At 68.9% G+C, this 23,721-nt stretch carries 30 protein-coding genes and 2 pseudogenes; 15 read left to right on the top strand and 17 right to left on the bottom strand.

Annotation, left to right across the window (positions count from 1 at the left end):
* Positions 1-68 precede the first annotated feature (68 nt).
* Positions 69-1,082, top strand: coding sequence for an NAD-dependent epimerase/dehydratase family protein (locus ACIQMX_RS36585; protein WP_402484575.1), 1,014 nt, complete (start codon positions 69-71; stop codon positions 1,080-1,082).
* Between the two features lies 1 nt (position 1,083).
* On the opposite strand, the gene ACIQMX_RS36580 is transcribed toward ACIQMX_RS36585, so the two are convergent.
* Positions 1,084-2,406 (bottom strand): DNA-binding protein, encoded by a 1,323-nt coding sequence (locus tag ACIQMX_RS36580; RefSeq protein ID WP_402484573.1) that lies wholly within the window; start codon positions 2,404-2,406, stop codon positions 1,084-1,086.
* A gap of 250 nt (positions 2,407-2,656) precedes the next feature.
* On the opposite strand from ACIQMX_RS36580, the gene ACIQMX_RS36575 reads away from it, so the two are divergent.
* The 3 genes from ACIQMX_RS36575 to ACIQMX_RS36565 all read left to right on the top strand — a co-directional run bounded on the left by ACIQMX_RS36575 (position 2,657) and on the right by ACIQMX_RS36565 (position 4,660).
* Complete coding sequence (locus ACIQMX_RS36575) at positions 2,657-3,154, top strand: ATP-binding protein (RefSeq protein ID WP_402484571.1); 498 nt, start codon at positions 2,657-2,659, stop codon at positions 3,152-3,154.
* Complete coding sequence (locus ACIQMX_RS36570; protein ID WP_402484569.1) at positions 3,151-3,687, top strand: ATP-binding protein; 537 nt, start codon at positions 3,151-3,153, stop codon at positions 3,685-3,687. Before ACIQMX_RS36575 ends, ACIQMX_RS36570 begins: the two co-directional genes overlap by 4 nt.
* 514 nt (positions 3,688-4,201) lie before the next feature.
* Positions 4,202-4,660, top strand: coding sequence for a DUF6262 family protein (locus ACIQMX_RS36565; protein ID WP_402484567.1), 459 nt, complete (start codon positions 4,202-4,204; stop codon positions 4,658-4,660).
* A gap of 2 nt (positions 4,661-4,662) precedes the next feature.
* Here ACIQMX_RS36565 and ACIQMX_RS36560 read toward each other — a convergent pair whose 3' ends face one another.
* On the bottom strand, positions 4,663-5,034 hold the full coding sequence (locus ACIQMX_RS36560) for a hypothetical protein (protein ID WP_402484565.1): 372 nt from the start codon (positions 5,032-5,034) through the stop codon (positions 4,663-4,665).
* A gap of 320 nt (positions 5,035-5,354) precedes the next feature.
* Between ACIQMX_RS36560 and ACIQMX_RS36555 the strand changes: the two genes are divergently transcribed.
* Positions 5,355-5,810 (top strand): hypothetical protein, encoded by a 456-nt coding sequence (locus ACIQMX_RS36555; protein WP_402484563.1) that lies wholly within the window; start codon positions 5,355-5,357, stop codon positions 5,808-5,810.
* Positions 5,811-5,831: 21 nt separating this feature from the next.
* On the opposite strand, the gene ACIQMX_RS36550 is transcribed toward ACIQMX_RS36555, so the two are convergent.
* The 5 genes and pseudogenes from ACIQMX_RS36550 to ACIQMX_RS36530 form a co-directional block, all read right to left on the bottom strand.
* The gene (locus tag ACIQMX_RS36550) at positions 5,832-6,368 is read right to left on the bottom strand and encodes an NUDIX hydrolase (RefSeq protein WP_402484561.1); all 537 of its coding nucleotides are present in this window, start codon (positions 6,366-6,368) and stop codon (positions 5,832-5,834) included.
* 86 nt (positions 6,369-6,454) lie between these two features.
* Complete coding sequence (locus ACIQMX_RS36545; protein ID WP_402484559.1) at positions 6,455-6,613, bottom strand: hypothetical protein; 159 nt, start codon at positions 6,611-6,613, stop codon at positions 6,455-6,457.
* A 30-nt stretch (positions 6,614-6,643) separates the two neighbouring features.
* On the bottom strand, positions 6,644-6,778 hold the full coding sequence (locus tag ACIQMX_RS36540) for a hypothetical protein (protein WP_402484557.1): 135 nt from the start codon (positions 6,776-6,778) through the stop codon (positions 6,644-6,646).
* A 105-nt stretch (positions 6,779-6,883) separates the two neighbouring features.
* A complete protein-coding gene (locus ACIQMX_RS36535; RefSeq protein WP_402484555.1) occupies positions 6,884-7,033 on the bottom strand; it encodes a hypothetical protein in 150 nt (49 codons plus the stop codon).
* Between the two features lie 930 nt (positions 7,034-7,963).
* Positions 7,964-8,093 (bottom strand): annotated as a pseudogene (locus ACIQMX_RS36530) (NUDIX hydrolase); the annotation flags it as partial.
* 104 nt (positions 8,094-8,197) lie between these two features.
* On the opposite strand from ACIQMX_RS36530, the gene ACIQMX_RS36525 reads away from it, so the two are divergent.
* A complete protein-coding gene (locus tag ACIQMX_RS36525; RefSeq protein ID WP_402484553.1) occupies positions 8,198-8,968 on the top strand; it encodes a hypothetical protein in 771 nt (256 codons plus the stop codon).
* A gap of 297 nt (positions 8,969-9,265) precedes the next feature.
* On the opposite strand, the gene ACIQMX_RS36520 is transcribed toward ACIQMX_RS36525, so the two are convergent.
* Positions 9,266-9,694, bottom strand: a complete 429-nt coding sequence (locus ACIQMX_RS36520) for an NUDIX domain-containing protein (RefSeq protein WP_402484551.1) — start codon at positions 9,692-9,694, stop codon at positions 9,266-9,268.
* Between the two features lie 561 nt (positions 9,695-10,255).
* Between ACIQMX_RS36520 and ACIQMX_RS36515 the strand changes: the two genes are divergently transcribed.
* Complete coding sequence (locus tag ACIQMX_RS36515) at positions 10,256-10,429, top strand: hypothetical protein (protein ID WP_402484549.1); 174 nt, start codon at positions 10,256-10,258, stop codon at positions 10,427-10,429.
* A 970-nt stretch (positions 10,430-11,399) separates the two neighbouring features.
* Here ACIQMX_RS36515 and ACIQMX_RS36510 read toward each other — a convergent pair.
* Entirely contained in the window at positions 11,400-12,665 is a 1,266-nt protein-coding gene (locus ACIQMX_RS36510; protein ID WP_402484547.1) for a hypothetical protein, read from the bottom strand.
* Positions 12,658-13,587, bottom strand: coding sequence for a hypothetical protein (locus ACIQMX_RS36505; RefSeq protein ID WP_402484545.1), 930 nt, complete (start codon positions 13,585-13,587; stop codon positions 12,658-12,660). The genes ACIQMX_RS36510 and ACIQMX_RS36505 overlap by 8 nt, the downstream gene beginning before the upstream one ends.
* A gap of 766 nt (positions 13,588-14,353) precedes the next feature.
* Between ACIQMX_RS36505 and ACIQMX_RS36500 the strand changes: the two are divergent.
* Together ACIQMX_RS36500 and ACIQMX_RS36495 are read left to right on the top strand one after the other, a co-directional pair.
* Positions 14,354-14,665: pseudogene (locus ACIQMX_RS36500) on the top strand (siderophore-interacting protein); the annotation flags it as partial.
* A gap of 92 nt (positions 14,666-14,757) precedes the next feature.
* Positions 14,758-15,462, top strand: a complete 705-nt coding sequence (locus tag ACIQMX_RS36495; RefSeq protein WP_402484543.1) for an SIP domain-containing protein — start codon at positions 14,758-14,760, stop codon at positions 15,460-15,462.
* 114 nt (positions 15,463-15,576) lie between these two features.
* Here the strand turns inward: ACIQMX_RS36495 and ACIQMX_RS36490 are convergent, their stop codons facing one another.
* Positions 15,577-15,777, bottom strand: coding sequence for a hypothetical protein (locus tag ACIQMX_RS36490; RefSeq protein ID WP_402484542.1), 201 nt, complete (start codon positions 15,775-15,777; stop codon positions 15,577-15,579).
* Between the two features lie 148 nt (positions 15,778-15,925).
* On the opposite strand from ACIQMX_RS36490, the gene ACIQMX_RS36485 reads away from it, so the two are divergent.
* From ACIQMX_RS36485 to ACIQMX_RS36465, 5 genes are read left to right on the top strand one after another with little or no spacing between them, the layout of a single operon-like run.
* Positions 15,926-16,531: a hypothetical protein gene (locus ACIQMX_RS36485; RefSeq protein WP_402484540.1), complete on the top strand. Its 606-nt coding sequence runs from the start codon at positions 15,926-15,928 to the stop codon at positions 16,529-16,531.
* The gene (locus ACIQMX_RS36480) at positions 16,531-17,124 is read left to right on the top strand and encodes a hypothetical protein (protein WP_402484538.1); all 594 of its coding nucleotides are present in this window, start codon (positions 16,531-16,533) and stop codon (positions 17,122-17,124) included. The genes ACIQMX_RS36485 and ACIQMX_RS36480 overlap by 1 nt, the downstream gene beginning before the upstream one ends.
* Positions 17,125-17,126: 2 nt before the next feature.
* Positions 17,127-17,564, top strand: coding sequence for a hypothetical protein (locus ACIQMX_RS36475; RefSeq protein ID WP_402484537.1), 438 nt, complete (start codon positions 17,127-17,129; stop codon positions 17,562-17,564).
* Positions 17,561-17,767 carry a hypothetical protein gene (locus ACIQMX_RS36470; protein ID WP_402484535.1) on the top strand — a complete coding sequence of 69 codons (207 nt, stop codon included), beginning with the start codon at positions 17,561-17,563 and terminating at the stop codon, positions 17,765-17,767. Before ACIQMX_RS36475 ends, ACIQMX_RS36470 begins: the two co-directional genes overlap by 4 nt.
* Complete coding sequence (locus ACIQMX_RS36465) at positions 17,764-18,117, top strand: hypothetical protein (RefSeq protein WP_402484533.1); 354 nt, start codon at positions 17,764-17,766, stop codon at positions 18,115-18,117. The genes ACIQMX_RS36470 and ACIQMX_RS36465 overlap by 4 nt, the downstream gene beginning before the upstream one ends.
* A gap of 476 nt (positions 18,118-18,593) precedes the next feature.
* Here the strand turns inward: ACIQMX_RS36465 and ACIQMX_RS36460 are convergent, their stop codons facing one another.
* The 6 genes from ACIQMX_RS36460 to ACIQMX_RS36435 all read right to left on the bottom strand — a co-directional run bounded on the left by ACIQMX_RS36460 (position 18,594) and on the right by ACIQMX_RS36435 (position 22,577).
* Complete coding sequence (locus ACIQMX_RS36460) at positions 18,594-18,881, bottom strand: hypothetical protein (protein WP_402484532.1); 288 nt, start codon at positions 18,879-18,881, stop codon at positions 18,594-18,596.
* Positions 18,882-19,225: 344 nt separating this feature from the next.
* On the bottom strand, positions 19,226-19,426 hold the full coding sequence (locus tag ACIQMX_RS36455; RefSeq protein WP_402484530.1) for a hypothetical protein: 201 nt from the start codon (positions 19,424-19,426) through the stop codon (positions 19,226-19,228).
* Positions 19,427-19,739: 313 nt separating this feature from the next.
* A complete protein-coding gene (locus tag ACIQMX_RS36450) occupies positions 19,740-21,281 on the bottom strand; it encodes a hypothetical protein (RefSeq protein ID WP_402484528.1) in 1,542 nt (513 codons plus the stop codon).
* Positions 21,278-21,613, bottom strand: coding sequence for a helix-turn-helix domain-containing protein (locus ACIQMX_RS36445; RefSeq protein ID WP_402484526.1), 336 nt, complete (start codon positions 21,611-21,613; stop codon positions 21,278-21,280). Before ACIQMX_RS36445 ends, ACIQMX_RS36450 begins: the two co-directional genes overlap by 4 nt.
* On the bottom strand, positions 21,610-22,008 hold the full coding sequence (locus tag ACIQMX_RS36440) for a tyrosine-type recombinase/integrase (protein ID WP_402484524.1): 399 nt from the start codon (positions 22,006-22,008) through the stop codon (positions 21,610-21,612). The genes ACIQMX_RS36445 and ACIQMX_RS36440 overlap by 4 nt, the downstream gene beginning before the upstream one ends.
* Positions 22,002-22,577, bottom strand: a complete 576-nt coding sequence (locus tag ACIQMX_RS36435; protein ID WP_402484522.1) for a hypothetical protein — start codon at positions 22,575-22,577, stop codon at positions 22,002-22,004. The genes ACIQMX_RS36440 and ACIQMX_RS36435 overlap by 7 nt, the downstream gene beginning before the upstream one ends.
* Positions 22,578-22,687: 110 nt before the next feature.
* On the opposite strand from ACIQMX_RS36435, the gene istA reads away from it, so the two are divergent.
* On the top strand, positions 22,688-23,721 hold a 1,034-nt coding region (gene istA, locus ACIQMX_RS36430; RefSeq protein ID WP_402484521.1), incomplete at its 3' end, for an IS21 family transposase.

The raw sequence follows: 23,721 nt of genomic DNA, 5'->3' as shown, positions 1-23,721 counted from the left end.
CCGAGCCCTCCTCGACGGGTTCTCCTACCGGTGGCGTGGCCGCCCTGCGCGTACGGCAGGATCCGCCTATGAGACTTCTAGTGATGGGCGGCACCTGGTTTCTCGGCAGGCGCATCGCCGAGGATGCGATGAAGCGAGGCTGGGAGGTGAGCACATTCACCCGAGGCCGTTCCGGAACTGACGTGCCCGGCGTTCAGGCGCAGCGCGGGGACCGGACAGCGGTTGATGATCTTCGCGGGCTTGCCACGAAAGGACCGTGGGATGCGGTCATCGATACATCGAGTTCCGATCTTGCTCCCCGAGATGTCCTGCTGGCCACCTCGGCACTCAAGGACGTGGTGTCCCGGTGGGTACACGTATCGACTGTGTCCGTTTACCAGGACTGGCCCCACCATCCCCTTTCCGAGAGCTCCGCGCTGCTGGAGTGCCCCGCTGACGCGGACAGCACCTATGGCTATACCGGCGAGGGAGGAAGTCCCACGGTCTACGGCTTCCAGAAGGCGGGCGGAGAACGGGCGGTCGACAGGGCGTTCGCTGGCCGTGCGGTGTTCTTGCGCCCTGGTGTCATCCTCGGCCCTGGAGAGTACGTGGGGCGCCTGCCATGGTGGCTGAACCGTGCTGAGAGAGGGGGCCGGATCTTGGCCCCGGCGCCGGGTTCTCGGGTCATTCAGCCTGTCGACGTTCGTGATGTGGCCACCTTCGCCCTCGACCAGGCGCAGGGTGTCCTGCCCGGGAGCTTCAACGTCGCGCACCCTGAGGGCATCACCTTCACGAGGTTCCTGGAGACCTGCCTGACCGTGACAGGTGCTGCAGGGGATCCGGTGTGGGTGGGGCCAGAGACTCTCTCTGCCAACGGTGTTAAGCAGTGGACGGAGATCCCTTTGTGGCGCACTCATGAGGGGGTGTGGGCGGTGGATGCGAGCAGGGCCACGGCCGCGGGACTGCGGTGCCGCCCTGTGGCTGAGACGATCGCTGATACGTGGGCTTGGCTGCGGAGCGAGGGCCGTCCCGTGCCTCACCCTCGGTGGGCCGAGCACGGAATCGATCCGGCGAAGGAAGCGGCGGTTCTCGCCTCCCTCTGAATCAGGCGTCCAGGGCGGGCGCGCTGCATGGGGAATGCACCTGCCTGTGGCTGTGGAAGCGGGTGAAATCCTCCAGGCGCTCTCCAAGATCGGTAGTGAGCGGCGCGCTCCGCAAGTGCTTGCGTGTGAGGGCCTGCCGCAGCGTCAGCGCCCTGGCAACCAACCCGGTTCCCCGGTGCGTGCCGAGGGTCGACAGCATCGTCTCAATGGCCTCGGCTGCTCCGTCGAGATCGTTGGACAACAACCGGGCCATCGCCAGATCTGCGGCGGCCTTCCCGAACACCTCGGAGGACCGGTGCCGGGGAGGCCGGGCGGCCATCAGCTCCAGCGCGCGCATCGCCGCCGACTCGGCGGTGCGCCCGTCGCCCAGGAGGAGGGCGGTTGAGGCGGTCGACATAGCCAGTCGTTCGTCGGTGAATCCGAACTCCCCGCCGACGGTGTCGTGCAACTCGTCCTGCCCGTCGACGCCGGTGTCCTGAGACAGGGCCAGGGCACGCTGGGCGGACGGCTTGTCGCCGAGGTGCCCGTATGCTCGTGCCTCGATCGCGTGCAGGCGCCGCACGGCGGTGTTTCCGAGCCCGGCGTAGGCGAGTGCCCGCCGAGCATGGACCGGAGCCTGGGACTGCTCTCCAGAGTAGTAGGCGATGTACGCCAGGTTGCCCGTCGCGTAAGCCTGCAGCGGCTCGTACCGGGCGGTTTCGCCGTAGAGCGCGGATACCCGGGCCAGCCGCCTTGCGCCGTCGAAAGACCCAAGGTCGAAGGCGGCCGTGGACAGGAGTGCAGCGGCTTGGCCCGCAATGATGAGCAGGGCTTGCTGCTGGGCCGGCACAGCGGTGCGGTCGCGATGCCTCTCCGCCTGGTCGCGCAGGATCTTGGCCTGCCGCCAGATCTCGACCGGTGATTCGTGGCTATAGGTCCTGGCCAGTTCATACACGTCATCGCGTAACTGGTCGATGGTCAGGTCTGACAGAGACGACGCAGCGGTGGCGCCAGCGTCGTCCTGGGCTTCACGTGCGGTCATTGCGATCTCGGCTTCCAGATCGAACTGTGCAACAGCTGGCTCTGACGGCTGGGGCGGAGGCCCGAACAGCGCGGACGCCTCCACCCGGAACATGTCCTCAAGCACCCGGCACGCATCGGCGCTCGGCAAGCCCTTGAGCGTCCCGCTCGTCCACCGGCGGTACTGCGTCTCACCGACTGTGGGGGTGCGGAACCCGGCACCGATGACCCGTGCCGCGGCTCTTGCGAACTCGCGCTCGAAGACTGCCCAGGTCCATTTACGCTGATCGATCAGCGCCTTGAGTAGTGTCCTCGGCTCGCTCACTGCACCACCAGTTCGTAGCGTGTCATCGTCAGCCAAGCGTCGGCAGGCCCCCCTGTAAGAGGAACCCAAGTGCGCTCGGCAGCGCAACTGGTGCTGGGCAGAGGGCATTCAGAAGCTACCCCGAAGCCATGCCTGTCGCTCAGAAGTGGCTCAAAGAGCTACCCGAAAGTCATGGCAAGGCCATCCATGGAAGGCGCAGTGTGACCCGCAGTCACCGCTGAGGCAGCGGACCGACACACCCGGATTGGGAGTGGAAGCCGTGCAACCGAGAACCGCGACGCCAGCAGCGCCGGCCGAATTCTCCGCTGGCGCCCCCGACACAGCCATTGCTGCCATGGCCGCGAGCATGGCCCGCACAACCCGGCCGGGGCAGGCTGTGCTGACGGACCGCGATGCCCGGTGGCCGGGGCAGATGCGGCTCACAGCATGCTCTTATCTGCATCGGTGGGGTCTGTGGCGGCTGGCGGATGCTGCCGCTCTCCTGATCACCGAACTGGTGACGAACGCACTCCGGTACGGGCTCACCGACTCGATTGAGCTTCGCATGATCCACACCACCCGGACGGTACGGATCGAGGTCCGTGGCGGAACCGCCGATGCCGGTGTCCGTACCCTCGGGCAGGCATCGGCGTTCGACGAATGCGGCCGGGGTCTGTTCCTTGTCGATGCGCTCGCTGATGCCTGGGGAGTCGCCGAGGACGGGAGCGTCTGGTGCTCGCTGTCCTTGACCGAAGGACGCACGTCATGAAGCCCACCGAGGTGGTGTCGCACGACACCCCGGCCGGCCCCGCGACGCCAGGGCCGCCGGCCACCGCGCCGTACGACACTTCCGGCGGTGCGACCTCCTGCAACACGGTCTGCGTGCTGCCCATCGCGCAGGAATGGCAACTCGATCTGGCACCAACCGGCAGCGCCTCCAGGGTCGCCCGCGTCCATGCGCGCACCTGCCTGACCGTGCTCGGCTGGAGGGGCCGCAACCACGCCGCGATCGCGATTACCGACCGGCTTGTTCGCAACGCGGTTGCCTATGGTGGCCGTTATGACGGGCAGCCCGCCCCCATCCGGCTGCGTCTTGCCGTCACCGAGAAGGGCCAGCTCCTGATCGAAGTCAGCGACTCCAACCCCAGCTTCCCCAATTTTGCTGATGCCGTTCTCGGCGAGCGGGGCCAGGGACTGTGGGAGATCAGCCGCATGGGAGGGCACCTGTCCTGGTTCCTCCCGCAGAGCATGAACGGCAAGACCGTACGCGCCCTTGTAGCCCCGGGCCCGGTGTCACCGTGAGCGCCCGCGATCCCGGCCCCGCCTGCCCTGCCCGCCCCGGGCCTCCGGGGCGTCACCGAAGGCATGGAGGACTGATTGAAGTACGCATGCCCCTGGGCGGTGATCTGTTCGACATGCTCATCAGCGGCGCCGGAGAGGCCCATCGTGAGGTCGTCGCCCAGCTGGTCAAGGTCCAAACCGAGTGCGGGCCTGCCATCGAGTGCCCCGACCAAGGCTGCCTGAGGTTCTGTCTCGTGCCGCCCGGCTCCGCCGCATCGTGGAAGCCACACACGCACGCCTTGTACTTCGGAGCCTCGCACACCACCGCGCCCATTTGGCCTTCCCGCCCTCAGTTAACCCGCTCCGCCCGACTTGTACAGGCTCCGGCGCGGCGTGAGCGACCGGCGCGTTCCACTGGACAAACTGCGCGACTTGTTTCCCCGCCCCCGACCGACCGCGGGGATCACCCGCGCTGGCTGCCGCAGTCGTGACCGGCCTACCCCCTGACACCCTCTTCGACGGTCTTGACACCCCCGTGATTTCCCTGTCGGCCGTCGAAGAGGGCCTTCAACTCCCGCCTCGCACACCAGAGCGCACCGAAACCCTCGCCGCCGCGGCGAAGGCGAAGTCCGAGGCCAAAACGAAGGCCGCAGAGGAGGCGCTCCGCAGGCTAATCAAGCAGGGCGAGTCGATCACCTTCCAGGCCGTCCAGCGAGAGGCCGGCGTCTCCCACGCCTTCCTCTACAACCATGCCGACCTGCGCGGACGGATCCAACGCCTGCGGGCTCAGGCCCGCCCAGTTCCGGCATCGGCCCCTCCGGCCGACGAGCGCAGCACTCTCGTCCTCGCGCTGACCAGCCAGATCACCCGCCTTAAGAGGCAGCACCGAGAAGAAGTCCAGGGACTACGGGACGCTCTGGAGCAGGCTCACGGCGAGAACCTCGACCTCCGACGCGAACTCGCCCGCCGCGGCGGGGCCGTCGAGCCCTCCTGAGCTCAGGCGTCGTTCATCAGCTTGATCAGCTCGGCGTCAGTGGCATCAGACCGGAGTCGGACGTCGAAGTTGTATCCCTCGTCGCAGAACACCAGGTCAAGACCCGCTGGAGTCAGTCGGCGGAACACGACCGCCAGCCAAACGGCATCGTCTTGCCAAAGATCCATATAGACGCCGGTGCCGTCCTCATGGAGATACACCTCTCCCGGACCGTCCTGCGTTTCGAAGGACCAGCAGAAGCTCCGCGCCACGCTGTGGTGGGTCGGATCGATTTCGACATCCGTCCAGCGATCCCGGATCGCGGACGTCAGGGCCTCGCGATCGACCCGCCATCCGGCTGCTTCATCTTCGACAAACACCATGAACGTCGCCACAGCGAGTGTCTATCACCCACGACGGACACAGCAGCGCGTCCAGTCAACGTTCCATCGATCGCATCATCACTCTCACCTGTGGTGAATGCCAGGAGACGGCCGCGAACCGTCGATAACCAGCGGTGGGCAGCACCTCTACTTCCGGGCGCCGGCGGACTGTGTCATCGACAGCGTCTCCGGCGGGCGCACGCGGCTCGGGCCCGGGATCGACGTGCGCGGGCCCGGCCGCCGCCGCGGCGGGTACCTCGTGGGCCCGGGCTCAGTCGCCGCTGGACCCGCAGGCCGTGCACCAGCTCGCCCGCCACGCCATGGACGTCCTAATGCCCACGGCCACCGGCCCCCGCGACCAGGCCAAGGCGCTCAGGGAGGCCGCCGGGCAACTCGCCATCGCGCTGTGCGCGTTCGCCCGGCTGGTCGAGGCCGACGCCGACGACCAGCTCGCCGAGGGCGAGGCCGCCGTGGAGCGGCTGCGCCAGGCCTCGCTCCACGTCCACGAGCACATGGCCTCCACGGTGCCGGTCCCCGAGCTGGAGGCCTGCACCACCGGGCTGGTCGACAGCAACCTAGAGAAGGGCCTGTCGGCGGAGCTCCTTCTTGCGGGCGGCCGGTCGGCCACGGTCCGGCTCACGCACGAGACCGCGCACCAGGACATCGAGCTGGAGGACGGCCGCACGGCCCGGCTCCCCGCCGCCGATCACCTGATCCTGCGCGACGGCTTCCACGAGCTGGCGCGGCTGCTTGCCCCGCTGACCCGGGAAACGACCGCCCGGGTCTGATCCCCGTGGTGGTCTGTCAGGTCAGACCCAGGTGTAGTTCTCGTCGGTGATGGCGGGCAGCGCGGCGTTGGTGACCGCGGCCCGGGGGTCGGGCAGGGCGGCGAGAGCAGGTCCGATAGGCGGGAAGATCGGCAGGTCGGCGGTCTTGCGGTAGTCGATCCACTCGATCACGCCGACTTCGTGGCTTCCGTCGGGCTGCTTGTCATGTTCCTCTTCGGCGAGGGTGGCGCGAAGGCCGGGGGTGATGTGGAAGCGGTAGATCAGGTGGAGTTTGCGCGGGGGCGGGGTGGGGCCGGGGCGGGTGACACGCTGGTCGGCAACCCACAGCAGGTCCCCGCCCTCGGCCTGCGCGGTGTCGAGGCCGAGTTCCTCGGCGAGCTCGCGGGCGAGCGCGATGTCGAGGTCTTCGCCGTCCTCGACGTTGCCGCCGGGCGGGGTGTAGTGGGTGGAGTCGGCGCGGTCCCGGCGGATGAGGGCGACGTCGTCGCCGCAGAACACCAGCGCCCCGGTACGGACCTTGATCCGGGAGAACGGGGTAGGTGACGGGGTGGTCGTCATGACCGCCAGTATCTCGGCGTGGCACCGGTGCCGGGCGGGCTTTGCCCTGAGTTCACCCGCCCGGCACCGGGGTCACGCGCGGGCGGTCAGGAAGCGGGCAGGCCGGGCAGGGCGAACGCTCTGCGTCCCTCGTTCATGCTGGTGTGCTCGATCCAGCCGTCCGGCAGGCGCAGGACGTGGCGGCGCAGTCGGCAGCCCGTGGCGCGCATGACCGGTGAGAGGTGGCAGGGGTCGAGTTCTTCCACCAGGAGGCTCGGTGCGGTGGTGGCTGGGTTCTACTTTCCCGCGACCGCGATGGGGAGCCGGCCGGTGGGGGTGAGGGGGATGGGGGTGATCCGCCAGATCGGGCCGCGGACGGTGGAGAGGCTGGCCTGGCCGAGCGGGATGTGCAGGCGGTCCTGGCCGCTCACCCTGGACCAGCAAGCACGCAGGGTCGTACATATAGCAGTGATTGCAGGCGAGATCGCAGGGCATAGCAAAGGGCTCTCGCCGATTCCGGCGAGAGCCCTTCTGAGTCAGGAGCGGTTACTGGCGGGCACGCCCTTCCATGCGCCGTACAGCGCAGCCATTCCGATCACGGCTTCGCCGGATGACATGCCTGGTGAGAGCGTGACGAGAACAACGCCGGTCACCAGCACGGAGATGAAAGCCACCAGGTCGCGCAAGCGGGTCAGAGTATGCACGAACGTCCTCCAAGGGTTCTGAGATGTCGATACACGTACGCCCTGGAAATAGGACAACTCCGAGGCCTCGCTCCCGTCCGGCTCGGCGGGTCGTGTGCGCAGTGACACGGCGCCGCGAACAACATCCCAGTCCCCGGTGTCCCGCGACGAGAACGGCGTCCTGCCACCACGATACCGAGCCGCGCTGCGGGACACCGAGGCAGCGGGGGCCTGGGGGCCGCCGAAGGTCACCAGCGGCCACCGGCGCTCGCCCGCGTCACCTCGCCACCGACTGGCCCGTCACCTCCCGTACGTGCTGCGGCACATGTCGGAGACCCCGGGCCGGGCCAGACCCGCCGAGGCCCGGCACAGATCGCGCATGTCGTACGTCCTGCGGGGTGCGCTCCGGCGGGGCGGGGCCTTGTCCCGGTTCGGAGCCCGGCGCTGCGGGGCCTGACGTCCCCTCGGCGCCCATTGGGGTGCCGTGGGCTCGGCCCGCCGAGCCAGAGATCCGTCCTCCCGTTTCCGCTTCGTCCGCTTGCCCGGACTGCCGCTCTCCTTGATCCGCATCAGTTCGTCGTGCACGGCGGGAGGTTGCCGCATAAGCCTCCGCGCGGCCAGCGGGGAAGGCGCGGCCGATGGGCCGCTGTCGGGATCGAGGTAGCCCCAGAGTCCCTTGGCACCCGCTCCGCAGATCAGCGTCGTGGGCCGCGGTGCGCCACCGCTCCCATTCCAGGGTGGGAGCGGTGCGCAGCTGTCGGTTGCTTTTGGCCCGCACCGGTCAGGGTGTCGTCGTCGTAGTCGGGTACAGGCCGGGCCGTGCGCAGGTGCTCGCCGCTCAGGTACGAGTCGGGGGCGGGCAGCGGTAGGAACCTGACGTCCCGAGCCACCACCGAGCGTAGTCGCCTGCCGCACCACCCTTCGGCTTGGAGAGTCCGTCCCCGTACGCGCGGCCAGGTCCATCGACTCCAACCGCGCGGCGAGAATGTGCTGCACGCCGACGCCGGCCCGCCAGCTCGTCGCTGACCAAGTGGATGAGCTCGGCACGCTCCAGCTTGCCGCCCTCTCTACGAGCCCGCGCGAGTGGCCCTCGTGACGTATAGCCCGGACTGCTCTGCCTGAGTGAGTAACATCCGGTGGAAACGCCCGGAACAAGGAGCCCATACTGTGACCACCGACCCTGCCGCGACCACCATCCAGAGCAGGTACGCGCAGCAGTACAGCCGCGACCTGGAGGCCAATCGCGCGGAACAGGACGATCTCACACAGGCGCTGGAGAAGCTTAGGTCCGACGAGGCGTGGCTGCTGCAGCAGTTGGATGGTGTGCCCGGCTCTGAGACGACCACGGTAGACGCAGCTGTGGCCCCGGAGTCGCCAGCGCCCGCAGGGAATCAGCACACGGCTGGGGCGACCGCGTCCGTGTCACTGCCCCGGCAGGACGTCCCGGCCAAGAAGGCGATGTCCAGGCCCGCAGCCGCCAAGGCGGCCGCCGCTCAGGACAAGGCAGCAGGAGCGACGAAGAAGGCCCCGGCCAAGCAGCCGGCGGTAAAGTCCGTCACCCGCAAGAGGGTGGCGAAGAAGACCGCGATCGCGGGTGCGTCAGCGGCCCAGCCCACGTCCGCCAAGGGGGAGCGGAAGGAGCTGCCGCTGCGCGAGCTCATTCTGGGGATTCTCCTCGCGGTGCCCGGAGAGCCGCGCGTGGCCCGCGAGATTACCGACCAACTCGCGAAGGATCATCCCGATCGTTCGACGTCTGTCCAGACCGTTCGCAACACTCTGGAGACCCTGGTCAAGAAGGGCAGTGTCGAGAGGTCGACCCAGCAGGGAAGCGTGATGTACACCGCGTACGCCAATGGCGGCACAGACGTTTCCGGGCCGTCCGCAGTTGGCGAGGCGGCACCGGTGGAGACGGGGAAAAAGGCCGCGGCAGTGGTCTAGGCACTGTGTCTCGGACTCGGATCTTCTGATGCGGGTCGGGTGGCCGAACTGCTTCGGTCGGCGATGACGACTTCCGCTGTCTCTGGTGGTCGGGCGGCCGGCCAGCCGGTGGGGCCGGTCGGCTCGATGGTGAGTGATCTCGCGATCCTGCCGACCAAGCCGACCTGGTCCAACCGGGTCTTCCGCATCTGCGCAGTGCCACTGGCTATGTCGGTCACGCTCTGTTTCGTGCCGGTCGGACCGTCCGGCGGGTGCGGGGGCCGCTGCGATGACCTCCCCGCGTAGCCACCGTGGCCGTCAGAGTCCGATGATGGACTTGGGCCCCATGTAGGAACCTGCCCCGGGGAAATCTTCACGGCACAGGGTGACGAACCGGTGGTTGAAGCCGAGCCTGTGCAAGTCGTTCAGATCGACAAATGCGACCGCCCTGATCGGATGCGTCTCCGTGTCGGCGGTGATGGCTCCGAGTGTTCCGCCGGTCCGGCTGACCTCGAAAGTCATGTGGACGATGGTCGCCTTGGTGTTGTCACACACGTATAGCAGCCGACCGACCCGGATGGCCACACCGGTCTCCTCGCGCATCTCCCTGATCAGCGCTTCGTCCAGGGGTTCGCCGTCCTCGACCCGGCCACCCGGAAGCGACCATGTCCTCTTCCCGCCGGTGTCCTGGTCCAGCACCAGGAGCTTGCCGTCCTCGATCAGAATGCCCGTCACGCGAATGTCCATCTGGCGAAGCTACCCGCCGGACACCGGGTCCAACTCCGCAAGAGGCAGCACATGGTCATACCCAGGCGCCGTGTCCTACGACACGGCGCCGGCGGGGAGCGTCGCAGGACACGCAGCGGATCTCGGGCACGCGGTGGCGGTCGGAGCGGGGCCGGAAGCCGTGCCATGGGGCGCAGTCATGGAACAAGCGTGCGCAAGTGGTCAACGCGTTGACCGATACGGTCTGGTCATGGCGTTGGCCACTGCAACGGGGAGGGTTCCGCTATGCGTTACGTGCACTAGATCGAGGTATCCGAAAACCCGAGGACCCCACCTGGGGCGTCCTCAGCCGGGGCGATGAGGCGGAGAAGTACGAGGGCACCGCTGCTGCCTGCGGCCGCGAGCTCCTGCCCGCCGTGGATGCCGCCCGGGAGGCCGTCCTGTACGCCGAGATGCTGGATCGGCAGGTACTCGAAGCTGGGCGACGCCCTGGAGGCCTACAGCGGCCACGGCACGAACGCCCTTGCGGAGCGGGCCGCTCCCGGCGTGTCCTGCCCGGGCGCACTGCGGATGATGCCTAGCGTGCCGGTCAAGGTCGTCTGGTCCGTCGTGCGGGGTGAGTTCTCCGGCGCCAGCATCGTGGAGCCCGGCGATGAGAGTGTCGACATCCCCGACGTCATCCTGGAGTGGGCAGCGGAGCATGGGCTGGACGTCGGGCGACCCGGTTGTCTGGCTCGGCATGACCCTCGCCAGTGAGGCCGGTGAAGTCAATGGCGGGATTGCCTCCCGCAACGGCGCCGTCCCCGAGGCGGACGGCGGAGCGATCGCAGCAGGTTGAGAGAACATCCCTGACACACGTGCGCTTTGACGAGTACGAAAGCAAACAGCGACTTCTCCGACCCGCGGACTGGTGCCCTACAACACGGGGCCGGCAGGAGTGTCGCAGGAAAACGGCCGCGGGTCGCAGCACCCTCCGTGAGTGCCAGCGCCTGCCAGGGGCTGCAGTGCCCAGTCGCGGAGCTCCAGGCCGCGCTCGGTACGGGCATCGAGTCGGGCGCTCACGCACAGGGCTGCGCCCAGCAATTGGGCGCGGGTGAGACCGGTGTCCATCATGACGGCCCAAGTCTCGACCGGTGCGAGTATCTGCCCGCCGTACCAGAGAGGCAGCACGACGTGAGCCGTCTGCGTGCCCACGCGGACGAGCGTCGCCCGCGTTGTGGTGTGGGCCGACGGTATGTCGCTCACCCGGTCCCCCGATCGTTCGTCTACTGCGGGTGGAGGTGGGGCCGATGTTCTCCCACCTCACAGTCGGCAGGCTATGCCCGGACCGGATCATGGACCTGTTCATCGGCCAGGACGTGTTGCCGCGGCCGACGTCTGTGTGCGACGACATCCCGCCCGCGTGATGTTGCACGGCACCGGCCGCGGCGTGATGTCCTGGCCGAGACCTCACGCTACGCCGAGCGGTGGTTCCCTACCGGTTGCGTGGCCGCAATCCCTTAGCACAGGGGCACGGACAGGCCGGACCGGTGACGCCGCCTGCCGGTGCTCGTTGACCGGGCGGTTGGTGGGCTCCGGCACCACCCCGAGAAGCACCGGCAGGGGCGGCATCCACCGAAGTTGTGGCCGCCTTGACTGCCGGAGTCCTCGCCCGGCATCTATTGGCCAGGGACCGCTTGCCCGCTCGTCGGCAACGAACATGCGGCTCCCCACTGGCTGTGACAATTCAGCCTGGAACTCCGATCTCTTGGAACTGCTCGCCGATGACGTGAGCGCGCGCGCGGACGATGGTGTTCCTGTGCCCGTGGCAGTGGCCGGCGACCTCGGCACTGAGACGGGCATGGACGAGGAGGTTCTTGTCGCTGCTGCTGGTGTCGTGCAGGAATGCGATCGTTCTGATGCTCTGATGCTGCCACCGAGGCAGAGCGGCACCGTACGGGGTGCGCAGCATGCGGCTGACCGCCATGACGGGATCGGAGTGTGTGGGCTCGAACTCCTGGTGGGGCCGGTGGTAGACGTGGTCGATGAGTGTGTCCAGGGCCTCGAACCCGTCGGGTCCGCCGTGTTCCTGGGCGATCATGTAGTGGAGGGTGCGGGCGGCGATCTGCCCGGTGAGGACGACCAGGCCGGAGTGGACCTGGCCCCACTCCCCGTGGCGCGTGTAGGCGGCGCCGAGCAGTCGGCCGGCTTCGAGGACCTGCGCGATCTCGGCCTGGTATGTGCCCGGGGTTGACTGGGTCCCGGGACCGAGCATGGCGGGAAGACCGCGCCAGGTGCCCACCGAAGTGCTGGAGAGGGTCGTCGGCCGCGCCGCCAACGCCCTGTCGAGCGCCTGAAAGGATGTGAGTGTCTTCTGACCGGTGGCGCGCGGCGTGATCGGGCCCCACCCAAGGGCCCGGTCCATGGCGCGAGACACGTTCAGGTGCGCGGGACCGTCGCCGTCGCGATGGTCGCGGTGGGCGGTGTCCAGGCGCAGAGCCAGGCGCAGTACCTGGTGAACAAGCGCGCCGTGGGCGGCGGTGATGTTGTTGCTGGTCGTGTACGCGGAGAGCCGCCGCACTGCCTGGTACGCGCCGATCTCGCGCAGTTCACCGGCACGGTCGTGCGTGCTCTGAAACAGACGCCGACCTGGCGGATAGCGATCGTCCCAGAGGCTCCACACGGCGGTGGCGACGTCGGCGACGTCGGCGTGCAGACTCGGTGTGCCGACATTGCGGGGCAAACGGTACTCAAGATACGAAGCCAGCCAGATCGCTGCGGCGTGCGCCGCCAGCGAGGCGAGCCCTAGGGGCAGGCGATCACCACGCCCCCCGTGGGCGTGGGCGCCCTCCTGAATCCGCAGGGCGATCTGGTCCCGGTCGCGATCCTCGCCGTGCGAGTCGACCGTGCACAGCAGGGTCGCGATGGCGTCCCGATAGTGCCCCGTGACAGCCATCGACTTCTCCTGGTGCAGGTAGGTCACCAGGCCGATCCAGTCCATCGGCTCAGCCACGGTCCACCCCCTCAGCCACGGGCAGCGTGCCGGTGAGCCGGACGTGACGGAGCACTGCGGCAACCTTGCGACTTGCCGCGGCCATCTGCTCGTCCTGGCCGCCGGCTGCCTCCTCCAGCTCGGCGCAGAACTTCGCCGCCCATCCGTCGGGCCCTCCCAGCACGTCCTCGGGACTCACCGCGGGCTGATTGTCGCTCTCGGGCCACGGCGTCGACAGGGTCAGCTCGGCCTTTTCCTCGGGGCTCAGTGCCTCGAACTCGGGGCCGCGCAGGGTGTCGGGCAACTCGGCCGGGCGCCCTGCGTCATCGACCGGCACGTCGATTACGCCGGCCAGTTGACGGGCCGCCGAGCGGGCAGCAAGGTCGTGCCGGCCGAGCCGGGGGGCGAGATCAGCGAGCAAGGCGATAACCCCTTCCCACACGTCCCAGGGGACGTCCACGGCGGTGCCCGGCGACGTCGATTCCAGACGGTCGATCGTGTCGAGCGAGAGGGCGATCGTGTCCCGGACCACGCGCGGCGACAGGCCTTTGGACAGGGCGCCGCGCACCAGCGGGTCGCGGCGGTGCGTCATCTCCTGCTGCTGGAGGTGCCAGTCCAGGAGTGCGGCGTAGGCCTCATCAGCCGACTCGAAGTACCGGCCGGGCTCGCCCCCCGGCTCCTGCGGCTCGGAGCCATCCTCTCCGCTGACGGAGACGATCCGCTTACGGACCGCCTCCGTGGTACGGCCCAGCTCCCGGGCAGCCGCCGCAACAGCCCCATGCTTACTGGTTCCGCCGTGGGCGTTGACCAGGTCTTGCATAGCCGCCAGCTCAATACCCCGGAACTGCCGGGTCGCATCCAGGGCGGCCTCGGCGGCTGCTTTGGCCCGGTCGGCTGGGTCGGCCATGGCCCTGATGGCGGCCGCAGTCTCCTCGAAGTTCATGTCGTCCCTTTGATCGTTTTTGATGGTGCGCCAGTACTGGGGCGGGCAGGAATAGCGTGCTGCGGCAAGGCCGCTCACCTGATGGGCCGGTCAGACTGCGGGGTGCGCTGCTCGGCGTCAGCCTCCGTCAACCGCGCGGGCTCGAACTCGCGGACAGAGCAGTGCCAGACGGACCCCGTCACCGTTGTGCCGGGCACCGTCACCCGCAAGGCAGCGGTTTGGACGGCTCCCGGTCTTAAGCCGGACGCGGCCTCGAAAACAAAGGGTGAACTCCTCGTGTTCTGGCCAGCGACGGCCGGATGCAGCGCATGGGGTGCTCCCTGGTACGTGCCCTGTTGGAGAGTCCAGCAGCAGTACGGAGCGTCGGATTGGCCGCCTGGACATCCATATACAACTATGGGTTGCATTCAAATGCAACCCATAGTTGCAAACTGCTCGACTGTCCTGCGCGAACATGGCGCCACAGCCACGCCTCGCCGACACCGAAGGGGCGTTGCCGACTATCCGAGCGCGTGGGTCCCTGCCGAGGGAGAGCCAGTGCGCCAAGCAAGCCGTAGCACCTCGACATTGCACTCCCACCCGTCATGTGGCGTTGGGATCATCACGACGGAGACGGTCTTGGCGGTAGTTGAGACGACCTTGCCTGCCATGAGGGCCGGCGTCAACGCCGCGCCGAAAGTGGTCGCATGACCACGACGAAGCCCAAGTCCTGTCCTCGGGGGAGGTAGCGATAGCCTCCCGGATCCAGCGCCCGCGCAAGTGGCGCATGCTGTCGCTGACTGTGCAAGGGATTGAGCAGCCCAGTCCGCACTTCATGACCATCACGCTCGGCGGCGAGGACGTCCAGCACCTCCAACGCTCCGGATTCGACCAGGCCGGACGTCTGTTCTTCGCCGATCCTGACGACGACGCTGCGGACGTGTTCCTGCCCACCAGCGAGCGGTGGATCCTTCAGCTCACGCTTCAGGGCGGCAAGCAGCGCCCGCGGGTCAGGACATACTCGATCCGGCGCTTTCGGCCCGACGCGTCGGCGTTCGACATCGAGATCTCGCTCCACGCCGACGATGGCCCCAGGGCGGCCGGCCCGGGCACCCGATGGGCGCGGGCCGCCGAGCCCGGCACCAGGGTCGCGTTCCTCGACGAAGTACACAGCTACGCGCCCGCCCCGGCATGGCCTGGCAACTCCTCGTTGGTGACGAGAGCGCTCTTCCGGCGATCGGCGCCATCCTGGAACAGTCCGCGGCGGACCTGCCCGCCGAGGTCTTCCTGGAAGTCCCGTCGCCCGAGGACATCCGCAACGACGTCACCGCGCCGCCCGGCAGCATCGTCCACTGGCTGCCCCGCACTGACGCCGGCGCGAAACCCGGCACCCTCGCCCTGGACGCGGTGAAGCAGGCCCGTCTTCCCGACGGCCCCTTCTATGCCTGGGCGGCTGGCGAGTCCTCGCTGGCCACGGGGATCCGCCGCCACCTGGTCGGCGAACGCTGCGTGGCGAAGTCCGATATCTCCTTCCGTGGCTACTTCAGTCACGGGCGCGCCAGCCACCCCACCGCGAAACCACACCTCATGGACCCATCGTCAGGGCCACGGCACCGGTCTCGGCGCTGGAGAGAGGCAAGTCGTTCACGCGGTTCTCCTCACTGGGAGGACATGGGCCCGAAGGCCAACGAGGTCTCCCGTTGCGGTGGCAGCAGCGTCTGTGCCGCTGCCACGCACAGCGAACGGGATTCAGCCCGTAATGTCGCCGATCGGCGAATCCATGTGGTCTCTGTCGGCGTACCACCGGCGACCACTGCAGAGGGGCGAACGAGACCCGCCGTCGGCAGGAGTGACGGCGACGCCAGCGTCCCCGTCGTCCCCAAGTCGACGACGTAAGAAGACTGCATGCCCGCACGCTCTCGGGATGTGCGTTCCGGGTCACCGTACGAGCCAGAACTCCCTCGCGCGCTCACGGTGACCGTTCACTGCACCAAGTGGCCTGCGACAGGGTCACATAGGGGTTCCCTGTGACGCGGGCAGCATGCCGGCGACGATCAGCTGGGTCGTGACGAGTTCGTACTCCTCATCGGTGATCTTGCCTACTGCATGGAGCCCGGCGAGGTGGATGCGTAGGTTCTCCGGTCGGCGGAAGAAGTAGTAGTAGTCGCTGTTGTGGAGCTGCATGTACCTGCGACCGACATCGGAGATCATCTGAAAGCCGAGTGCACGGTTGACGATGCCGGATATGCTCCCCTTATCCGGCATCAGAATCCGGCGCGGACACGACAACAGGCGGGCGCGGGTAACCGACCTGCGCAACGACTTCGCCAGGACGGCCCGAGAGCACCGGGGGAGCAGGATGACCGAGGAGATCCCGCAGGGGGAGGCCGGCGGGCACGCCGTGCCGTCGTACGAGGAGACGGTCCGGCGGCTGCTGCGCACCCCCGAGGCCAAGGCCGAGGCCGCGCGCCAGGGCCTGGACACCGACGAGATCGCCGAGATGCTCATCCGCGACTATCACCGCCCGCTGCTCCTCGACCTCGACCCGCGGACCGAGCAGCCGGAGGCCGCCGACGCCGAGCGGCTGCTGAGGGCCGAGGCCGAACGCCGCGGCACCACCGTTGACGCCCTCATCGACGACCTCGCCCGAACCTCCACCTCCCGCCGCCCCATCCCGGACCTCGACCGGCAGCCCAGCGCCACCGTCTGGAACCACCGGCGCGGCGGCGTGGGGAAGAGCTCCGCCGTCCGAGCCCTCCTCGACCGCCTCCGCCCCGAGCCGGGCGCGGGCGGCGCGGTCGCCTCCGGGACGATGCGCAGCGGCAAGACGCCCGGCGAAGCCGAACGGATCCGCACCGAGCTGGACGCCCGCGGGGCCCGGTACACCGAGCGCACCGTCACCCGCAGGGGCGTCGAGATGGTCGAGTTCGACGTCGAGCACCCCCAGGCCGACGAGGAACTGTGATGAGCGCTTCTCCTTGCCCGCCGATGCAGGGGGGCCTGGCCGCCGCGGACCCGCGCCCGCCGGGGGGAATCGATGTGGGCACGGTGCGGCAGCTGCGCGCGGGCCTGGACTTCTACCGTCCGCTGGCGCCCGACAGCTTCCGGCACTGGGCCTACCCGACCTTCGCGGACCTGGTCCTCGCGCACGGCCGCCTGTACGCACCGGCCCCGTGGCCCGGAGGCATCCAGCGTCCGGGGGAGTGCTTCGCCGCCGCGCACGCCCTCGCCGACCGGACCGGCTGGACCTACTGCGAAGGGTTCGCTCTCATTCCCTCCTCCGCCGGGCCCGTCCCGCACGGTGTCGGCGAGCACGCCTGGTGCCTGACCGCCGACGGCCGGGTGGCCGACCCCGCGCTGCCGGACGGCTACGCCGCTCTGTACTGGGGCCTGCCACTGGCCGAGGATTTCCGCGCCGAGCACCGCCAGGTGCGCGGCGACGACGCCGTGCTGACCTACGGCCGTGACCCTCTGCGGACACAGCTGAACGAGGTGCTGGCCGCCGAGCTGCCCAGCAGCGCCCTGGCCGCTGCCGCATCGACCTGCCCGGAGGACTGAGCATGCTCGCGACCGCCGAACGCCTCCACCCCGAGGGCCCTTTCGGACCGGTGGAGATCATCTGGCACCGGCCCACCGACCCCGACGCGTGCGACGGAGACTGCGACTACCACCCCATCGCCTGCGGCGAGCCGGGAGTCAGCGTGCCCGGCGGCCTGCGCGAGGTACCCGACGTCCTGTCCGAGCCGGGGCAGCGTTGGTGCACTGCCTGCCGTCCGGTTCTGACGTCCGACGGCGTCACGCCCGCCGTCGCCAGGGCCTCGGAGCGCCCCGTCCAGCCGCCCTTGCCCGCCCCGGCCGTGCGTACCGAGCTGACCTGGCGGCGTTATGACGGCGGTGCGCTTACCGACGGAGACTTCGTCGCCCTGGAGCGCCTCCTGTCCGCCTACCGCCTGGCGGGAGCCCGCGTCGCCACGGCGGCGGGAGAGGGGGAGCGGTGAACCCCGACCGCCTGTCCGCTCGCCGGACGCCGCCGCCCATGAAGCCGTTCGCCGACGAGATAACGGCCGTCGACGCGATGACGGCCCCCGACCGCGACACCCGGATCCCCGCGTGGGTGCTCGTGACGCGCACGCCGCTGGAGCACCTGACCCGGCAGCAGCCGCCTGCCCGTACAGACGACGACGGAGGTACCACCGCGTGAACGCCCTCCCCCTGCCGCCCGGCGACGAGACCGCGCCGAGGAACTGGACGCCTGCTGTCGTGAGCCCGGACCACCTGCGGGCGCTGACCTCGCTCGTCGACGACGAGGGCCGCGACCGCTCCGTCCTCGTCGCCGACCGCGCCGGGAAGCTGACCGTAGTCACCCCGGACACGGCCTTGACCGGCTGCCTGACGGGCGAGGTGCGGCTGCTGGCCACCCGCGGCGACCTCCTCGACGCGGGACTGCGCGAGTCCTGGCGGGCAGGGCGGCTCACCGGCCCGGTCGTCGAGGCTGGAGCAGCGCTTCGGCATCCGGGTCGCGATCGGAGGGCGGGTGCTCAGTCACGGTAACCAGGGCACCATCGTGGACACCGCAGGGCAGTATCTGAAGATCTTGTTCGACGGGGAGGAGACGCCGCGCGTCCGCCAGGTCACCTCCGGGATGGCGTACGAGACGGCAGCCGGGTGGGTCGCCGCCATCCGCGTTCCCGATCCATGCCCCACGCCTTCAGAGAGAGCTATGCGAGTCACTGCTTGACCGATGTGCCCCGCCGTCCCGGGCAGCTTCGCTCCGCGACCTTCCTCGGCAGGGCGCGGGAGGTCGTGGAGGAGCGACTCACACCACCGTCTGGCGAGCGACGCTGAAGGCGCCGGAGGGCGCGTGGATCTCGCCCGACGCGCAGGCCGAGATCGGCAGGTCCGCGCGCAGGCCGCTCCTCCCTATCCGTCAAACGTGATCTGCTTCGGGCCCGTCGACCACCGCTCAGCCGGAACGGCCCTTCCTCGACCAGCCCATCAGGCCGTATCGAAATGACCGAGGGACCTGGTCAGTACTCGCCGGGAACTCGCAGTTCGACGCTCCAGCGTCCCGTCCGCAGCTCCTCGATAGCCTTGGCGGTCATCCCGCGCAGGTCGGCACCGGGCGATGTGCCCCAGCTGACGTACGCCAGGAGCCGCAGCTCAGCCTGCTCAGCGCTCTCGGCGTCGACAGCGTGACGGGACACCGCGGTGGCCGGGCCCTCCTCTGGCTGGTCGATGCCAAGGTCGCCCAAAGGTTCGGTGTTCCAGGCGTCGTCGGGTACAGCCGGTAGGCCTGGGGGATAGGTCGTGGTCATAGGGCCCTCGATTCGCAAAACTGGCCGCCTTGCGCGGCTGTCAGCAGTAGACCCCTTTCGTGACCGAGAGCCGTCTCCTGGCGAGTTCGGCCAGCTCCCGCCCTGCGATGAGCGGGCGCGAACACCGGTGCCGGCGAGGCGAGGCCGCAAGCACCGCCCCGTACTGCGCCCGGTGCGCTATAGGCGCCGGCCTCTGCCGCTGAGCGGACAGGTGCCCCTCCGCCAGCGGATACCGGCTTCGGTACTGGTGGGCTCGCGTATTCAACCGTCGCGAGTTGGCCCACCTCGTTCCGGCATTGCTACTGAACGTGACAGCCTCCGGGGGTCCGACCGGGCGAGGTGCGTCAGAGAGGAAGCGCCCCATCGACCAGGGCTTTCAGGTCTACTGGCAGATCAGGTGAGTCCCGCCAGTGCTGGGCGATCAGCAAGAGCGCAACCCACGAGTCGCACGCCTCGTCGTTCGGCTGCCCGGAATACACCGCGTCCAGCACCGGCCTGCCGAGAGCGTTCACGACCTCATACAGGGCATTTGCGACCTTGCTCACGTCGTCCAGGGGCGACCCCGCGGCGTGAGGCGGAGCGCCGTCGAGCCGGATGGCGACCGAGGCAGCCGAGTAGGTCCTTCCATGGACGAAGTCCCGCAGGCTGGCAAGTTGCTGGCGGGATGGGAGAGGCGGCTGACCAGAACGTTGAGGCACAGCGTCACCCTATTCGGAACTGGAACGTGACTCACGTCCTTCTCGTCCGCTGGCCCCGCACCGTCAACGACAGGGCCCGGCGGCGGTGCGGCTTGCTCGCCCGGTCGCGATGGCCTCCGCCGAAGGCTTGAACGGCCTCGGTACTGGTGGGCTCGCGCATTCAACTGCCCTGGGTTCCCCAAGGAGCCCAGCCCGCTGGTGACCGGGTGTGGTCGCCTGCGGCGTATGGGCTCCAGGTTCCGCCGTTCTCTCGGAGGAGTCGGCTGGTGGTCTTGTCGTGGTAGCCGAGGGCGTCCGCGACGACGGGGGCGGGAAGTTCGAGGAGTTGCTGTCGGATGGCGGCGCCGCGGGCGGCGGCGACCGGGATGCCGATCTCACCCAGGAGCGCGGACAGGTGGTCGGGGCGGGCTGGCTGGCCGGCTCGGCGGCCGGGGAAGAGCCAGCGGGACGCCTGGTTGGTGGCGGTGTTCATGTTGCCGCGGTCCGCGATGTACGCCAGCAGCAGGGCCGCGACCGGTGAGGGGACGGGTGAGGCGGGCTCCCCGAGCCGCAGCAGTGTGGTCTCTCCGTCGTGGAGCACGTCGTCGATCGTCAGCCGGACGATCCGGGTGAGGGGTTGCGCGTAGAGGAGGACGATGACGCCGGCGACGCGCAGGCGCATCGGTGTGTCCGCGTCGGCCAGCAGCCGGCCGAGTGCGGCCAAGCGTTCGTCCTCGCTCAGGGTGGGCCGCCGGGAGATCCTCAGTGCGGGGATGGAGAGGGAACGTGGGCACCGGCGGCTCTGCATAGCCCAGTTGAGGAAGGGCCTCAGAGAGGTGCGGCCACGTTCGGTGTTCTCGGCGAACCAGGCGTCGATGTCGAGCTGGCCCAAGGACGCGAGGGTACTGTTCCGGGCGCTGAGCCACTGCAGGAAGGCCGTCGCGCAGGTGATCTGCTCGGCTGCGAAGCCGCGGACGCTCGGTGTGATCCGACTGCGATCGGCTCGTTCCCGCAGGTGGGGAAGGACATGCCAGGTCGCGAAGAGCTTGATCGTCTTCAGGTGCTCGGGTTCCGCGATGCTGGCCAGGTGGCCGGGCAGCCATCGTTGAAAGGAGCAGATGTACTTGTCGACGGCGGGTAGGACTCCGCTGGCCATCAGGAGTTCTTCCAGATGCGCCGCCGCCCGCCAGGGCTGGAGTTCGTGGAAGGCGTCGTGGGTCAGGGGGATCTGTCCGCGGCCGAGCCGCCGCAGCATCTGGGAGGCGTTTCCGAGATGGTTGCGGCGCATCGCCAGCCAGGACAGGCCGCTTCCCGGCTTGTCCATCGCCACCAGCAGGTTAAACAAGGGTGTCAGCGCGGGCCGGACGCGGCCGGTGCCGTCATCCAGGAGCGCGGTCAGCCGGTCGGTGAGCGTGCAGCGTTCGCAGAGCCGGCAGCCCAGCAGTTTGCCCTCGAAGCCGCAGCGCGAGCAGTCGAAGGTCTGGGAGAAGCCGGCGCAGGTCGTGCAGATCGCGGAGCCGTCGACGGGCTGGCGCCCGGGGAGGGCACGGTCCTGGCCGCATCCTGGGCAGGTTCCTCGCGTTCGCACCGCGCGGTCCGAGCAGGTCCGGCAGACGTATCCATCCGGCCAGGTGCCGGCCTTGTGTCTGCGGCGGCCGCAGCGGCAGCACTCGGCCATGAACCAGCGTTCGTACTGCTCGTCGGTGGCGTAAGGGCGGCTCATGCGTCGGGCAGGATGCGGGCCGCGCGGGGCCGGAGATTCGCGACGTTCGCGGGCGGGGTGGGCAGGTCGCCGGTGGCGGTCTTGCGGACACCGGCGTTCTCGGCAGTGGTGTTCACCAGGTCGGACGGGGTGCAGGAGAGGATGTCGCAGAGCGCGGACAGGACCTGCAGCGACAGCCGCTCCGGGGTCCCGGAGACCAGGCGGTGGACCTGGGAGGCGGACAGGTCGATGCCGCGTTCGCGCAGCAGCGGGACCAACTCGGTCGCGGTGAAGACGCGATGTTGGGCCATCACCTCACGCAGCCGCCAGGTGTAGCCGACGTTGCGCTTCATGCCTGCTTGCCGTTCTGGGCTTGGAGGGCGGCGGCGACGGTGGCGTCCAGGTGCCGGCGCAGGGTGCGGGTGCGGAAGTCCGAGGAGACGCAGGTGTAGATGGACGTGGTGCTGGCGTGCTCGTGACCGACCTGTTCCTGGACGAAGCGGGGGTCCCAGCCGTCCTCGATGAGGTGGGTGACGTAGGACCTTCGGAAGGAGTGGTAGTCCAGCCCGTCGTCCAAGCCCAGGGCCTTGCGGTAGGTGATGAAGCGGGAGTTGATGCGCTGGCAGCCGATCCGCAGTCCGCGCTCGGACGGCCAGGCTGCCGGGTTGCCGTCGGTGCCCAGCAGCGGGCGGACCTCGGCGAACCACTCGTCCAGGACATCGGGGGTCCACCCGAACACGGTCAGCACGCCGCGGCGCTTGGGCGGTGACCCCTTCTTGGCCTTGCCGAACCGGACCTGGCAGCGGCCGAACTCGCCGTACTCGGCGCCGTGCGGGTTGCGGCCGAAGTCGGCGGCGTCGAGCATCCGCGTCTCGTTGCGCCGCAGCCCGTAGGCGTAGGCGGTCTTGAACAGGTGGCGTCGCGGAACGCCGGCAGCCAGCCCTTGCGGCCGAAGGCCCTGATCCGGGCGACCTCGTCGTCGCAGTGCTCAAAGAACGCGTGCAGCTCGGCCTTGGTGAACGCCCGCTTCTTCGCGTCGGCCTCGTTGTCCTGGACGTGCACCGCGGTGTTCCACTCATGCACGACCTGGACTGGGTGGGTGCCGAACCGCTCCTCGCAGGTGGCCGCCCAGGCGTAGAGCGGGTCGGTGACGAAGTGGCAGAACGCCCGGACCGCCTCCGAGTAGGACCGGATCGTGGAACGGCGCAGGTCCCTCAGCGAGCGCAGGTCACCGAGCCATTCGTCGACCATCGCCGGCGTCCAGTGCCACGGGTAGGTGTTCACGTACGCGACGAACGCCTTGATGTCGGCGTACACGTGAACGTCCCCAGCCTCGTACGGATGAAAGGGGACAATTGCTGGTGCGGTGAGACCTGCTGCTCGGCACTCTGCTGTTTGGTCGATTCGGGCGGCGGAGGGGGCTGGCAGTGGTCTTGGATCCGCAGCGTTGGCTGGAGCTCAGGCGCTTTCGCGGCCTGCTGGAGTCCGGGGCGATGAGCCTGTCGGAGATTGCCAGGGAGACCGGGTTGGACCGCAAGACGGTCCGCAAATACCTCTCGGCACCGGGGCCGGCGACGCCTCCGAGCCGGTCCCCGAGTGGTCGGCGGGTGAGGGTGATCGACGAGTTCGGGCCGCTGATCGACTCGATGCTCAGGGCCGAAGTCCTGATGAAGGCCGCGGTCATCCACGAGCGACTGGCCCAGGAGTACGGCTTCGCCGGCAACTATCAGCGAGTCAAGCTCTACGTCCAGACGGCCCGGCCCAGAATCGCCGAGGAACTGGGGATCACGCCCAAGGAGCTGGCAGGGATGCACCGCCGGTTCGAGGTGATCCCCGGCGCCCAGGCCCAGGTCGACTGGGGCGATGAGGGAAGGATCCTCGCCCACATGGGGATCGCGAAGGTCTACTCCTTCCACATGACGCTCTCGTACTCACGGGATCCGTTCTGCTGCTTCACCACCAGCCAGGACCTGCAGACGTTCTTCGACTGCCACCGCCGCGCATTCGCCCACTTCGGCGGTGCCCCGATGACGATCGTCTACGACCGGACCAAAACCGTCGTCCGCCGCCACGTCGCCCCTGGTGAGGCGGTCCCGCTGCATCCCGAAGCTGTCGGCTTCGCCGGCCACTACGACTTCGACATCGACGTCCTGGCCGCTTACCGGCCGCAGGGCAAGGGCCGGGTCGAGCGACAAGTACTGATCGTCCGCGACCACGTCCTGTCGGGCAGGTCGTTCTCCTCTCTCGAGGAGATGGACGCCGCGTTCACCGCCTGGGTGCCCCTGAGACGGGGCCAGATCCACAAAACCCACCGGGAGGTCATCGCGGAGCGGGCGGCCCGCGATCACGCGGCTCTCAAACCGCTGCCGCCGACCCCCTACTTGGTGGCCGAACGGCAGCTGCGGCACGTCGGCAAGGACTGCCTCGTCGCCTTCGACGGCAACCTCTACTCCGTGCCGGC

The organism is Streptomyces sp. NPDC091416 (assembly GCF_044756845.1).
In the GTDB taxonomy this organism is placed as follows: domain Bacteria; phylum Actinomycetota; class Actinomycetes; order Streptomycetales; family Streptomycetaceae; genus Streptomyces.
This window is presented reverse-complemented; position numbering and strand designations above follow the sequence as displayed.